Below are 13,373 nucleotides of genomic sequence, written 5' to 3'. Positions count from 1 at the left end.
CCTAAAAAACATATTCGCGCCTCACTGTATGATAATTTAACCTAATTGTAAGAAATAAAGTAAAAAATCCCGAAACATTCGTACTGATTTAAAAAGTATAAACAAAAAAAATTTTTTTTGATACCAACTTTATACCAACTTTATTCTGATATATACAATACTTTAGTTTCACTTATGTTCCTAAATTAGAAGCTTGGTGGAAAAGCGACAATATAAAAGAAGATTAAAGTTCCCAAACAAAGTAGTAAGTTCTATTTAACTTTTAAAATTCGGGAATTAAATGATTCTTTGGACATAATCAACCTGAAATGAAATAATTTTTGGAGAAATGTAGAAGGCTGGATTTCGTTAGTTTTTAAAATTACACGTGTTCGATGGATTAACTACTGCAAAATTTATTAAACTACTTGATATTTTAAATTAACACTTTGGGATTAATACAATATTCACTACCAAATGTTTAACCTTATAAACTATAGGGTAGAATTTTAGTAACCACATGCTTCATAAGAAAGGATGAAATAATATGGGAAAAATTTTATGGGCCATTATTGTTATTTTAATCGTATTTTGGTTACTCGGTTTAGTATTAAAAATTGGCGGTGGCCTAATTCACGCCTTATTAGTAATTGCCGTAATTATTTTTATCATTCAACTATTTACCGGTAGACGATCGGTCTAAAGTGAGGGGTTGCCTAAAAAGCAATCCCTCATTTTATTTTTGCATAAATACATGTATTACGTAATTTTTTTCCATCCGCAGATAGAGAATCTTTATGAAGGGTGCCTTCTAATATGTAACCAAGTCTTTCCGCTAAAGAGCGACTTCTAACATTTTCACTGTCACAACGTATTTCCACTCGATTTGCATGTAACTCCTCGAAAGCAAATTGTGTAATTCGTTCGCAGGCATCCGTCATTAAACCTTTGCCTTCAAACTTATTATCAATCCAATAGCCAAATTCAAACTTCCGAACTTCCCAATCTATATGATGTAATTCAGAAACTCCTACGAATTCACCTGTTTCTCTTAAAAATAAATAAAGTCTTAGATTCTTACGTGTAATGAAGTCTGCAATACCTTGACGTATATTAGTAGTCGTCTGTTCCAATGTTTGCATATTTTGGGCCCATGGCATCCACTCTTTTAATGCCTCATGCGATTCTATAACCGCTCTCCAAACACTAGGTGCATCTTCTAATCTAGGTGCTCGAATAAATAGCCGTTCTGTATAAAATTCCTCTGAAAAAGAGTTTAATTCCTCTTTTTTTGCTTTTTTATTGAAATCATCGTCCCAATTAACAGGCGTAGAAGTTCCCTTTAAAAAGTCATTTCTTGTCATACCATACGTAACTGCATCATAGTATGAACCCTCTTTTGGAGAAAACCATGCTTGACGTAGCTGGGCTTCTTTTACAAAGCCTGCACGTTCAAACGTTTTCCGCATCGCAAAATTATCTTGTCTCGTATGGCCTTCTAACCTTATTTTCACCTCTGGTAATTTAAATACATACTCTGCAACCATTTCCAAAGCACGTGGACCATATCCTCTTCCACGTGCTTCGTTTGCAATTCTTAAATCAAATAAAGGAATTTCATCCTGTAGATCATAAATTTTGACGATTCCAACCTGTTCATTCTCTTCATTTTCAACCCAAAATGTTTTCACTTCGTCCGATTGATATCCGCCTTCTTCAATCGTCTTTTCAATTAATTCCCTAGCTGGATGTGAATTGCCATGATACGGCCATGTATTGGTCGTCATAAAATGGATTAGCTGCTCTTGCTCCTCCATCGTCCACTCGGTTAGCTTCATTTTAATCCCCCTAAACGTACTACTTATACATTTTTAAATTCGCCTTGGCGTATTTGCGTCCAATTTTTTCTTACGCTTAAATATCTGTGTCATTCACTGGGGTTTTCTCCCGGCTGAATGAAGTTAATAGTCGCAAAGAATTCAGTACAACTAATAATGTCGCTCCCATATCTGCAAAGATGGCAATCCATAATGTTAACCATCCAGGAATGATAAGTAACAGCGCGATAATCTTTAACCCTAATGCAAACATAATATTTTCTTTAATTATATGCAATGCTTTTCGACTTAATCGAATCGTATATGGAAGTTTCTCTAAATCATCTCCCATTAATGCTACATCTGCAGTTTCAAGTGCAGCGTCTGTCCCTGCTCCACCCATTGCTATTCCTACTGTAGAAGCGGCAAGTGCAGGTGCATCATTCACTCCGTCTCCTACCATAGCAACTGCACCATATTTTTCTTTTAGCGCTTTTATGGCGGAAAGTTTTTGTTCGGGCATTAGCCCAGCTTCAACATCTGTTATTCCTAGTTTAGCGGCAATTGCATGCGCAGTTCTTGCGTCGTCCCCTGTAAGCATGACGGTATGTTTTATACCTATACTTTTTAGACTTTGTAAAACTCTACTACTAGTTAAACGAATTGGATCCATTACTGCGATAAATCCTCTATAAACCCCTTCTTCTGCTGCAAGTATTACCGTGTTTCCTTCTGTTTGTAAATGTTTGATTTTTTCTATCACTTCATTGGAAACGGAACTAAATGAAGAAATCCATAACAGGCTACCTACCGACCATTTCTTTCCATTTACAATCCCTTCCGCTCCTTTACCTGTGATAGATTTAAATTCATCGATTCCTATAGGTAGGATATGTTCTTTCTCACCATAATTTACGATTGCTTGTGCAAGTGGGTGTTGTGAGAAGGTTTCAATTGACATTACTTTCTGAATGAATTCATTTAAAGAGTCCGACTCCACATGCGTTACTTCAGGATATCCTTTTGTTAATGTTCCTGTTTTGTCAAAAGCAATTGCTTGTAGACGTCCAATTTCTTCTAAGTGAATTCCACCTTTAATGAGTACACCTTGCTTAGCGGCATTTCCAATAGCAGTCACGATTGCTACTGGCGTTGATACAACTAAGGCGCATGGGCATCCTACAACTAATACTGCAAGCCCTTGATAAATCCATAAGTGCCAATCTGCACCGAACAACGGAGGAATGATTGCTACTAAAAATGCTATTGAAATAATTGCAGGCGTATAATATTTTGCAAACTTATCGACGAATTTCTGAGAAGGTGCTTTTTCTGCTTGAGCTTCTTCTACTAAATGAATAATCTTCGCAATCGTTGTGTCTTCTACTCTTTTTGTAACTTTTATCTCTAATGAACCTTCTTCATTTAATGTACCAGCAAAAACCTCGTCACCAATAGTTTTCATGGCTGGCACAGCTTCACCTGTAATCGATGCCTGATTGACAGCAGAGGTACCTCTCAACACAACTCCATCCATCGCAATTTTTTCCCCGGGTTTAACGATTAAAACATCATTGATTTGAATAAATTCCGTATCAACTTCTACTAATTTGTTGTCTCGACGAATTGTGGCAGTTGAAGGTGCTATATCCATTAACTGTCTAATGGACTGACGTGCTTTATTCATAGAATAAGCTTCTAACGCCTCACTAACTGAAAATAAAAAGACGACAACAGCACCTTCTCTCCATTCACCGATGATTGCTGCTCCAATAATCGCTATCGTCATAAGTGTCTTCATATCAAAATAAAAGCGAGATAGATTAATCAGACCACCTTTAAATAGATTATAACCACCAATAACGATTGATATCATAAATAATCCGATTGCAATTGGGTTCTTTTCTTCAAACATATACGAAATGATAATCCCAACTACTAAAAATACGCAGGAAATCATTGTTACCACATTTTCTTTTCGTCTGAAGAAAGGAATTTTCTCTTGCTGATTTTGGTTAAGAGAAGCTACTTTAATGCCATCAAATGCTCCAGCTTTTTCTATTTCCTCTATTGTTGCCTTACCTATGACGGAAACTTTGGAAGCACCAAAATTCACGTTTGCATCAATTACATCAGGTAAATTTTTAATATTGTTTTCAAACTTCATTGCACAGTTGGCACATGTTAGATGCTCAAGCCGATATTCTTTTTTAGCCTCTCTTTCCAATCTTCTCACCTTCTTCCAATGCATGTTCGTATGCTATTTTAACTAATTCATTAACATGATGATCAGCTAATGAATAGTAAACCAGTTTCCCCTTGCGGCGTGATTTTGCGAGAGATAATTCTCGTAAAAATCGTAAATGATGCGATGCCGTTGCTGTTGAAGAACCAATAATTTCACTTACATCACACACACAAAGCTCTTCTTCTATTGTTAGTGCATATGCAATTTTTAATCTAGTTTCATCTGCTAATGCTTTAAAAATTTGAGCTACCCTTGTAACATCTGGCAGTTTCTTTTTTACAGAAAGTACAACATCTTCGTGTACTTTTGTTACTTCACATATATCCTTCGTCTGCACTTGCTCACCTCATTCAAATGGTCGTTTGATTGTTAACCTCATTATATGTTCAAACTATTCAAAATGCAAGGACATTCAAACTAACATTTGAATGTATTTGTTTGCATCATTTTTGACCGGATAAAAAGTTTTCCGACTGGATAATTGGAGGTTCTGACCTCATAGAAAAGTTTCTGACCGGATAATCTGAGTTTCTGACCACATAGAAAAGTTTCTGACCGGATAATCTGAAGTTCTGTCCACATAAAAAAATTTCTGACCGGATAATCTGAAGTTCTGTCCACATAGAAAAGTTTCTGACCGGATAATCTGAAGTTCTGTCCACATAAAAAAATTTCTGACCGGTTAATGGTTTCTGACCGTATAGAAAAATTTCTGACCGGATAATCTGAGTTCTGACCACATAGAAAAAATTCTGACCGGATAATTGGAGGTTCTGACCGGAAAAAAATTTTCTGACCGAATAATCTTTTCTCACCACATAGAAAAGTTTCTGACCGGATAATCTGAGTTCTGACCACATAGAAAAATTTCTGACCGGATAATCTGAATTTCTGTCCACATAGAAAAAATTCTGACCTGATAATGGTTTCTGTCCGTATAGAAAAGTTTTTGACCGGATAATTGGAGTTGTGACCGGATAGAAAAATTTCTGACCGGATAATATGAGTTTCTGACCGGAAACTAAAGTTTCTATCCACTTGGCATTTTCTATGCAAAAAAACGACCACTTCAAGTGGTCGCTCAATTTGAAATCTTATTTCGCTTTCAATATTAATTTATAGCCATCTTCTATTTTTCCATCTATAGCTGTCGTATGATATTTCCCTTTTGCCCAATCCATCACTTGGTCGTTGTACCATTTCGATTTCATATGACCGCTTTGTCCAGGTCCGACAATATGGTAAGTCTGAGATAAATCCGACAGATCCGCAACGAATCTCCAAGAGGCTCCGTGATCTACCCTACCATTTTCTCCGAAACCCGCTGCTTGAACCGTAATATTTGACCCACCAATTGGTACTGGTTTTGGGTTTAGTAAATAGGCTAATATAGGTGAAGCTCCAGACAACGGGTGGTCAAATGTAAGTTGGTGATAATCTCCCCACTTCCACTTCTTCTCATTAGATCCAAATTCATCAGTTATATTTTTGACAGCTTTCACAAATGAGTCATAAACCCATTTATCAACTCCACCATACTCTTCAAGCCAGGTACTTGTTTCATTTTTATAACCTTTTCGAAGAAATTGATCGGATATATTCCCCTTGCCAGGTAACATGTCGTAAACATCTTCCGGCATTTCGTCTTCCAATAAGGTTTTCGGTAACTCTTTTATCCACTTGTGGAATACGAGAGGAGCTGCTTCCTTCTTATCATCTACTTGATTCCATTCTGTTAATAAATCTATGATACTTTTATACTCACCGTTACTATCTAACTTTTCCACGGAACCGAGCATTTCTGTTAAAAATTCTTTTGCATATAAATTCTTTTGATCCATTTGCAAGCTCATCATATCTTCTTTTGTTAAGTTAGACTTGCTGTCTAACACTTCTGCAATTCGCTCATATCGGTAAGACTGAGCCCAAAAATCGGTGATATGATATTTATACGACTCATCTACAACTTGATTATTCGCAGTAGCAATAAACCCTTCTTTTGGATTCACAACAGTTGGCAATTCATCATACGAAACATAGCCTAACCAGCCAAATTGGTCGGAATCTCCTGGAACGGGTAATTGCCCATCACCCGATTTACGAATCGGTATTCGTCCGTTCGCTTTATATGCAATCGTTCCATCCTTTGCGGCAAATACAAAGTTTTGCGCTGGTGCTTGGAAATCTTCCAAAGCAGTTTCGAATTCATCCCAGTTTGATGATTTATTCATCTTCAAAATAGCTTGCAATTCAAGCGTTGGCTCTAGTGCAGTCCACTGCATGGAAAACAAAGCTGAAGCTTTTTCTTCCTTAAATAAAACATCTGAAATAATGGGACCATGGCGAGTGACTACTACTTCGAAAGGAACAGCCTCTTTCCCTTTTACTTTAATCGGCTCTTTTCGAACGATGGCCTCCTCCCATTTCCCCTCATACAAAAACTGTGTCCGGTTATCTGGATTTGGGATTTCGATATATAAATCCTGTACATCGGGACCAACATTCGTTACACCCCACGCCACATCTTCGTTATGTCCTAAAATGATTCCTGGAATCCCAGCAAAAATAACGCCACTTACATTTTGTTCTGGTGATTCCAAATGCATTTGATACCAAATAGAAGGTGTACTCAACCCTAGATGTGGGTCATCTGCCAGGAGCGGAAGCCCGCTTTTTGTCTTTTCTCCACTAACGACCCAGTTATTACTCCCATTAAATTCATTTGGTAAGAGAGAAGCATCAAAATAGCCACTTACATTTACACTATTATTTAAATTAGCTTCGACTATTGCTGGAGCTCCCTCAGGGTATTTGATAAATAATTCTTTTGCTTTATCTTCTCCCAATTCATTTAATGCCCAGTGCCTAAATGCTAATGAAGACCAGTTACCACCTAAATCATACGCCATGTACTTTCCTATTGTTAATGAATCAATGGGTGTCCACTCTTCAGGCTCATATCCTAAAAGTTTAAATTCATAGCTTAATTTGTTATCCCTTTTGGCAAACGAAATAAATTGATTTACCCCTTCTGCATACCATTTCAATACATCTTTTGCCTCCGCATTATAACCATCATAGGATTTTTCAGCTGCATCCCTCAAACTAAATGTTAAGAAGAACTTATCTGTATTCACAGCTGCCTCACCAACAATTTCCGACAATCGTCCACTCGCTTGTCTTCTCGCTAAATCCATTTGGAATAGCCTATCTTGCGCTTGTACAAATCCTTGTGCTCGATATAAATCTGCATCCGATTTTGCTTGAATATGAGGTACCCCCATTGCATCTCGAATAACTTTCACATCTGAATCTAATGCATTTAAAGTAAGATTCCCCTCTATAATTGGCTTTGAATCGGCAAGGTATATATTCAAACCAAACAACGTAATCACAATTAGCGCAAGGATACTCCCCAATACCCATGCGGCGATCTTCCACCTTTTTTTCACCACCATACCCCCTAATAGTACTTACACTATTCGACATTGACGTATTATTACCTTCCATTGAGGATAAAAGAACATAAATAAACCCCTGAATACCAATATATTCAGGGGACCTTCATTATATTATTGTTATTGATTTTCACCGACAATTTTTACTTCTAATTCTAGCTCGATATCGAAGTTTTCTTTTACTGCCTTTTTCACCATTTCAATTGTACTTATATAATCAGTAGCAGTTGCATTATTTTTATTGACAATAAAACCTGCATGCTTCGTCGACACTTCCGCACCACCAAAACCTTTTCCTTGCAAGCCGCTATCTTGGATTAATTTCCCTGCAAAATAACCAGGGGGGCGTTTGAATACACTACCTGCAGATGGGTATTCTAATGGTTGCTTGGATTCGCGTTGAAATGTTAAATCCGCAATTTTTGCATCAATCTCTTCTTGATTGCCTGGTAGCAATTCAAACTCTGCAGAAAGAACATAGTAACCTTTTTTTGTAACAATACTTTTTCTGTAACCAAGTTCTAATTCTTCCTTAGAAAGAATAAGCTTATCTCCACTAGGTGTAAGCACAGTGCATTGAACGATTACATCTTGCACTTCACCACCATACGCACCTGCGTTCATGGCCATTGCTCCACCGATAGAACCTGGGATACCACAAGCAAACTCTAAACCAGTTAAGGACTCCTTTGCGACAGCTCTCGAAACATCAATAATATCTGCTCCGCTTTCTGCAATAACTTTGTTGCCATCTATCGTGATCTTATTTAAGTTTTCTAAGCGAAGTACGATACCACGAACGCCACCATCACGAACGACCATATTAGATCCATTGCCAAGTAGCAATAAAGGAATATTATTCTCAAACGAATATTTCACAATGAAAGCTGCTTGTTCTTCCGTGTCAGGTGTTACGAATATGTCTGCAACTCCACCCATACGTGTCATAGTGTGCAAATTCAGTGCTTCATCTATTTTTACATTGCTAGGATCTACCTGCGTAATTAAATCTTCAAACCATTGATGTTTAGTCAAAAAAAGACAATCCTTTCTTCAATCAAATACTCGTTTATTTAAAGTTAGCTGATAACTACCAACTAACCTACTTCAAGCAGGACATTGTGCTTGCACGGATAAGTGATATTCAATAAAACATGATTCGGATCCCTCTCCCTAATTATAGAAGAGACCCTTACATAGTATGCGTTCTCGCACCTAATTTATCAAGCTAAATTGTTACAACCATTCTTTAGACCAAGATTCAATTCCACCAACTACATCTTTTAGCGCATGTCCCTTGTCTGTCAAATTGTATTCCACTCGCACTGGGACTTCTGAAAAAACGTTTCTATCTACTATACCTTCTTTTTCAAGCTCTTTTAAACGTTCGGAAAGTAATCGACCACTTATAGGTAGAGACGACTCAATTTCATTAAATCGTTTTGCTCCGTCCATTAATTGATAAATAATTAATGCTGTCCATCTTTTTCCGATCAATTCCATTGCCTTTGCTAAACGTGGGCATAATAACATTTCTTTCATTTGTTTCACCTCTATTTCGTTCTATTATATTCCCTTTAAATTGTTTTGTAAAACTAAAGTAATTTAATTACTTGACGTAAGTATAGTATAAATGTACAGTTAGTTACATAAAGTAAGTATAAGTTTTTACTTTATAAAAAAGGGTACTAATAAATGAATAGATTTTTATTTATTTTGAAGTAAAACATCTTGATTTCAAGATTAATATGTTTTATACTTTTAAAAACAAAACTTATTTTAGGAGGAAAATTAAAAATGACAAAATTTAACCTTGACGCTGCTCACTCTAGTATTGATTTTTCTGTAAAACACATGATGGTTTCAAAAGTAAAAGGTTCTTTCACAAACTTTACTGCTGATTTAGATGGTAACGCTGAAGACTTAAACGGGGCAACTATTAGCTTTGATATCGATGTAAAATCACTTAACACAAACAACGAAGATCGCGACAACCACTTACGTTCAGGGGACTTCTTTGATACAGAAAAATTCCCAAGCATTAAATTTGTTGCAACTGACATTAAAAAAACAGACGACGGTGAATACGATGTAACCGGTGATATGACAATTAAAGACGTAACAAAACCTGTAACTTTCGAAGTAGAATACGGCGGTAAAGGTACAAATCCTTGGGGCCAAGAAGTGGTAGCATTCTCTGCTGAAACAAAATTAAATCGTAAAGAATTTGGCTTAGTTTGGAACCAAGCACTTGAAACCGGCGGTGTTCTTGTCGGCGAAGACATCAAAATTTCTGTTGAACTTGAATTAAACCCAGCTCAATAATCTAAAATTCTCGTAAAGCTATCCTGATTTTTTCAGGATAGCTTTTTTACATTTGAAGTACATTTCCAACTAAACCAACGTTTTTTCCAACATCCTTCGATTAATTCCAACTAATCTTTTAAAGATTAGAATAATCCCTCTTTTTGAAACTATTTCTATCTCTTTTCGTATATACTAAAGAAAATAGGCTTGGAGGGATATTAATGGAAGAATTGATTGGACTTGGAATTGGGTTTGTAGCAGTTGTAATGGTTTTTTCAATACCACTTACTGCCATATGGACAACTCATTTAAGAAAGTCCCAAAAAGTGAGAGCGCAAATTGTAAAAGATGAAATCGAGCTAGAAAAACTCAAATATGATAACTTTTTACTAGAAACGGAAAAGATGCGAATTGATTTGCAGCAAAAACAAGCAAATTTATTAGAGACATCTGCGGATCCACTTATTTTAGATTTACAAAAACGTGCATTAAGCGAGACAAATATAATATCATCTTAAAACAAACGTGCAGTGTTTATTCCGCACGTTTGTTTTTTGTATGCAAGATGGTAGGGCGAATTAGAAGTATTAATTGGAGCGGTAATCAACCTGCTCACAGAACAATATTCCAGAACAAAAGCTCCTCATCCACTTTTGGATAAGGAGCCTCATTTATTCCGACAATTCTATTTTCTCTAACGGCTCATACGCAGGGCCTTCCAACACTTCACCAGTAAACGTATACCGAGATCCGTGACATGGGCAGTCCCATGAGGATTCGGCCGCGTTGAATACAACGTCGCAACCTAGATGCGTACATACTGGTTTTACTAAATATACTTTTCCTGTTGCATCTTTAAAAGCTCCAACTTTTTTGCCGTCCAGCTTTACAATATCTCCCTTGCCAAGCTCTAAGTCTTTAAAAAGTACGTCAATTTTTTCAGTTTTTCCTTTGATGAGCTCTTTTGCGACGCTTGCATTTATTTTCGCAAAGCTAGTCAAATCTTCTTTTTTCATTTTTGAACGTATTGGACTATAAAGGTCTGCGAATCGATTTTCTTTTCCTAGGACGTTATCAGCCATGATTTTTGCCGCGACGGTACTATTCGTCATTCCCCATTTTGCATAGCCCGTTGCAACTAATACATCTTGCAACCCAGGTGTCATAGAACCTACGTAAGGTAGCTGATCTAGTGTAACTAAATCCTGTGCTGACCAACGATATTCATATTGCTTTACTTTGAATTGCTCTCGACCAAATGCAGCCAGCGCATCGTAGTTTGTCGTCATATCACCTTGGAATCTACCTGTAATATGCCCTTCCCCACCTATAAGCAAATACCTTTTTCCATCTGTACCTAACGCAGTTCGAATGGATCTTGTCGGCTTTTCCACGTTAATATATATTCCTTTTGGATAATTTCCATCCACAAGGGAAGCAAGGGCATACGATCTCTCGGCATACATTCGAGTAAAGTAAAGCCCGTCTTCATCATTAAAAGGAAAATGGCTACACACGAGTATCTTATTCGCATGTATTTCATTTCCATCCACCATTTCAACAAGATTAGTGGAATGAATCGATTTAGCTCGGGATTGCTCGTAAAACTGGACACCATTTTCCATTGCTTTTTTCACTAATCCCGTTGCATATTTTAAGGGATGAAATTGTCCTTGGTTTTCTAGCTTGAGTGATTCTTTCACTGTATATGGAAGTCCGGTGTCTTTTGTGAGAGTCGCTCCTTCTATTCCAAGTTTTTTGTATGCGTTCATTTCTTTATTAATTATATCCACACCGTCTTCTGTATCCGCATATAAAAAAGCATCTACCCTTTCAAAATCACAATCGATTTCTAATTCCCTGGCAGTTTTTTCAATGAAGTTTTTGGCGGATGTATTTGCTTCATAATATAATCGTGCACTTACTTCTCCGAAAGTAGTTATCAACTGTTGGTAAATGGTACCATGCTGCGCTGTCACTTTTGCAGTTGTGAACCCCGTTGTTCCCTCTAATATTCTACTTCCTTCAACTACAATCACTTTTCGTCCACTAGTGCTTAGCAAATACGCTGCCGTAATTCCGGTAAGGCCCGCACCTATAATGACGACATCTGTATCTATATCTTCACTTAATTTTGGAAACACTGGAAAATCGTTTGATGCACGCCAATAGGATTGGGATTCACTAGGTAATATTTTATCTGTCATCGTATTTCCTCCTTTTTTTACTAGTGTCTATCTATAAACGAAACTTTATTCAATCTTTTGCGTATAAGATAAAAACAGTTTTTTGTAAGGAGGATTTATGTGGATAATTTCGGATTTATCTTTGGAGGTATTCCTATCTTTTTTGGATTATTTTTCATCTTAATAGTTGGACTTATTCTCTTCGCAATTGTAAAGGGATTAACCGAATGGAATAGCAACAATAATTCTCCTAAGCTTTCTGTACCAGCACAAGTCGTAACAAAGCGTTCGAAAACTAGTGGTGGAGCTGGAGATACTGCTGCATCTACTTCCTATTACGTAACATTTCAATTTGAAAGTGGCGATCGCACTGAATTTAAACTTAGTGGACACGAATACGGAATGCTTGCCGAAGATGATCTTGGTGTTTTGACTTTCCAAGGTACTAGATTTCATTCATTTGAAAGAAGAACATAAAAAAAGCCAGTTAGGACTTCTCCTAGCTGGCTTACTATTTTATCAAATATCACATGTATCATCAGTGCAAAGATTAGCTTCTTCTCCAATGATTTGTAGTTTTGGTGAGATTCCTTCCTCATCCGCAATTTTATTCAATGCGCCAACGAATGTTTCGGTAGGTTGTGCACCAGAAATGGCATATTTATCATTTAAAACAAAGAATGGAACTCCACGAACACCAATTTGCCCAGCTCGAGCAATATCTAAACGAACTTCTTCTAAATACGCATTAGAATTCAAAACTTTCTCCGCTTCTTCTCTAGATAAGCCTATTGACTCTATTAAATCTAAAAGGACATCAAGCTTTCCAATTTCTTTTGCTTCTATGAAATAAGAGTGTAACATTAACTCATTTGCCTCTGTTGCTTTTCCTTGCGCAGTTGCCCACTTTACTAGACGATGGGCATCCAACGTATTGGCCGGTTTTATGACATCGAAATTGTACTCTAACCCAACTGTTTTCGCTTGCGCTACTACGTTATCTGTCATTTGTTTAGCTGCTTCCACAGTGGAACCGTATTTTTCTGCGAGCACTTCATACATACTCTTATCGGACATTTTCGGCGTATTTGGATCAAGTTCAAAACTTTTAAATTCAACCTCAGCTTGGCTCGCGAAACCCGTTTGCGCCAAAGCTTCTTCCAATCTTCTTTTTCCTATATAACAAAAAGGACATACAAAATCCGACCACACTTCAATTTTCATCAAAATCACCTCTATTTCATTGTAAAGATTTCCGCTGTGTTCAACAATTTAAATGCTTATTAAAAATATTAATCGTTTTCTGAGATACTCTGAGATTTTCTGAGATACTCTGGGATTATCTGAGATACTTCGGGATTTTCTGAGATACTTCGGG

The 13,373-nt window shown here is 36.9% G+C and carries 12 protein-coding genes; 4 read left to right on the top strand and 8 right to left on the bottom strand.

Annotated features, from left to right (window positions below; genetic code table 11):
* Window positions 1–526: 526 nt before the first annotated feature.
* Window positions 527–682 (top strand): lmo0937 family membrane protein, encoded by a 156-nt coding sequence (locus ACTSKG_RS15165; protein WP_464755398.1) that lies wholly within the window; start codon window positions 527–529, stop codon window positions 680–682.
* Between the two features lie 28 nt (window positions 683–710).
* Here ACTSKG_RS15165 and ACTSKG_RS15160 read toward each other — a convergent pair whose 3' ends face one another.
* The 6 genes from ACTSKG_RS15160 to ACTSKG_RS15135 form a co-directional block, all read right to left on the bottom strand.
* Complete coding sequence (locus ACTSKG_RS15160) at window positions 711–1,817, bottom strand: GNAT family N-acetyltransferase (RefSeq protein ID WP_464755397.1); 1,107 nt, start codon at window positions 1,815–1,817, stop codon at window positions 711–713.
* A 76-nt stretch (window positions 1,818–1,893) separates the two neighbouring features.
* Window positions 1,894–4,047 (bottom strand): heavy metal translocating P-type ATPase, encoded by a 2,154-nt coding sequence (locus ACTSKG_RS15155; protein WP_464755396.1) that lies wholly within the window; start codon window positions 4,045–4,047, stop codon window positions 1,894–1,896.
* Complete coding sequence (locus ACTSKG_RS15150) at window positions 4,007–4,381, bottom strand: ArsR/SmtB family transcription factor (protein WP_464755395.1); 375 nt, start codon at window positions 4,379–4,381, stop codon at window positions 4,007–4,009. The genes ACTSKG_RS15155 and ACTSKG_RS15150 overlap by 41 nt, the downstream gene beginning before the upstream one ends.
* Before the next feature lie 757 nt (window positions 4,382–5,138).
* On the bottom strand, window positions 5,139–7,502 hold the full coding sequence (locus ACTSKG_RS15145; RefSeq protein ID WP_464755394.1) for a penicillin acylase family protein: 2,364 nt from the start codon (window positions 7,500–7,502) through the stop codon (window positions 5,139–5,141).
* Between the two features lie 120 nt (window positions 7,503–7,622).
* Window positions 7,623–8,537: a UDP-N-acetylmuramate dehydrogenase gene (gene murB, locus ACTSKG_RS15140; protein ID WP_464755393.1), complete on the bottom strand. Its 915-nt coding sequence runs from the start codon at window positions 8,535–8,537 to the stop codon at window positions 7,623–7,625.
* Window positions 8,538–8,738: 201 nt separating this feature from the next.
* Entirely contained in the window at window positions 8,739–9,044 is a 306-nt protein-coding gene (locus tag ACTSKG_RS15135; RefSeq protein WP_151701427.1) for a winged helix-turn-helix transcriptional regulator, read from the bottom strand.
* A 255-nt stretch (window positions 9,045–9,299) separates the two neighbouring features.
* On the opposite strand from ACTSKG_RS15135, the gene ACTSKG_RS15130 reads away from it, so the two are divergent.
* Together ACTSKG_RS15130 and ACTSKG_RS15125 are read left to right on the top strand one after the other, a co-directional pair.
* Window positions 9,300–9,827 (top strand): YceI family protein, encoded by a 528-nt coding sequence (locus tag ACTSKG_RS15130; RefSeq protein WP_464755392.1) that lies wholly within the window; start codon window positions 9,300–9,302, stop codon window positions 9,825–9,827.
* 203 nt (window positions 9,828–10,030) lie between these two features.
* Window positions 10,031–10,327: a hypothetical protein gene (locus tag ACTSKG_RS15125; RefSeq protein ID WP_464755391.1), complete on the top strand. Its 297-nt coding sequence runs from the start codon at window positions 10,031–10,033 to the stop codon at window positions 10,325–10,327.
* Between the two features lie 153 nt (window positions 10,328–10,480).
* On the opposite strand, the gene ACTSKG_RS15120 is transcribed toward ACTSKG_RS15125, so the two are convergent.
* Window positions 10,481–12,016, bottom strand: a complete 1,536-nt coding sequence (locus ACTSKG_RS15120; RefSeq protein WP_464755390.1) for an FAD-dependent oxidoreductase — start codon at window positions 12,014–12,016, stop codon at window positions 10,481–10,483.
* Between the two features lie 99 nt (window positions 12,017–12,115).
* Here ACTSKG_RS15120 and ACTSKG_RS15115 point away from each other — a divergent pair, with 99 nt between their 5' ends.
* Complete coding sequence (locus tag ACTSKG_RS15115; protein WP_464755389.1) at window positions 12,116–12,472, top strand: DUF2500 domain-containing protein; 357 nt, start codon at window positions 12,116–12,118, stop codon at window positions 12,470–12,472.
* A 42-nt stretch (window positions 12,473–12,514) separates the two neighbouring features.
* Here ACTSKG_RS15115 and ACTSKG_RS15110 read toward each other — a convergent pair whose 3' ends face one another.
* A complete protein-coding gene (locus ACTSKG_RS15110; protein WP_464755388.1) occupies window positions 12,515–13,219 on the bottom strand; it encodes a DsbA family oxidoreductase in 705 nt (234 codons plus the stop codon).
* Between the last annotated feature and the right edge of the window lie 154 nt (window positions 13,220–13,373).

The sequence above is a fragment of the Psychrobacillus syltrankelensis genome (genome assembly GCF_055454035.1).
Note: the sequence above shows the minus strand (reverse complement) of the source record. Positions and strands in the feature narration are given on the sequence as shown.

Excerpts from the sequence above, each read along its gene's own strand:
- ACTSKG_RS15165 (WP_464755398.1), top strand. The coding sequence starts at position 527 with ATGGGAAAAATTTTATGGGCCATTATTGTTATTTTAATCGTATTTTGG.
- ACTSKG_RS15160 (WP_464755397.1), bottom strand. The coding sequence starts at position 1,817 with ATGAAGCTAACCGAGTGGACGATGGAGGAGCAAGAGCAGCTAATCCAT.
- ACTSKG_RS15155 (WP_464755396.1), bottom strand. The coding sequence starts at position 4,047 with ATGCATTGGAAGAAGGTGAGAAGATTGGAAAGAGAGGCTAAAAAAGAA.
- ACTSKG_RS15145 (WP_464755394.1), bottom strand. The coding sequence starts at position 7,502 with ATGGTGGTGAAAAAAAGGTGGAAGATCGCCGCATGGGTATTGGGGAGT.
- ACTSKG_RS15135 (WP_151701427.1), bottom strand. The coding sequence starts at position 9,044 with ATGAAAGAAATGTTATTATGCCCACGTTTAGCAAAGGCAATGGAATTG.
- ACTSKG_RS15130 (WP_464755392.1), top strand. The coding sequence starts at position 9,300 with ATGACAAAATTTAACCTTGACGCTGCTCACTCTAGTATTGATTTTTCT.
- ACTSKG_RS15125 (WP_464755391.1), top strand. The coding sequence starts at position 10,031 with ATGGAAGAATTGATTGGACTTGGAATTGGGTTTGTAGCAGTTGTAATG.
- ACTSKG_RS15120 (WP_464755390.1), bottom strand. The coding sequence starts at position 12,016 with ATGACAGATAAAATATTACCTAGTGAATCCCAATCCTATTGGCGTGCA.
- ACTSKG_RS15110 (WP_464755388.1), bottom strand. The coding sequence starts at position 13,219 with ATGAAAATTGAAGTGTGGTCGGATTTTGTATGTCCTTTTTGTTATATA.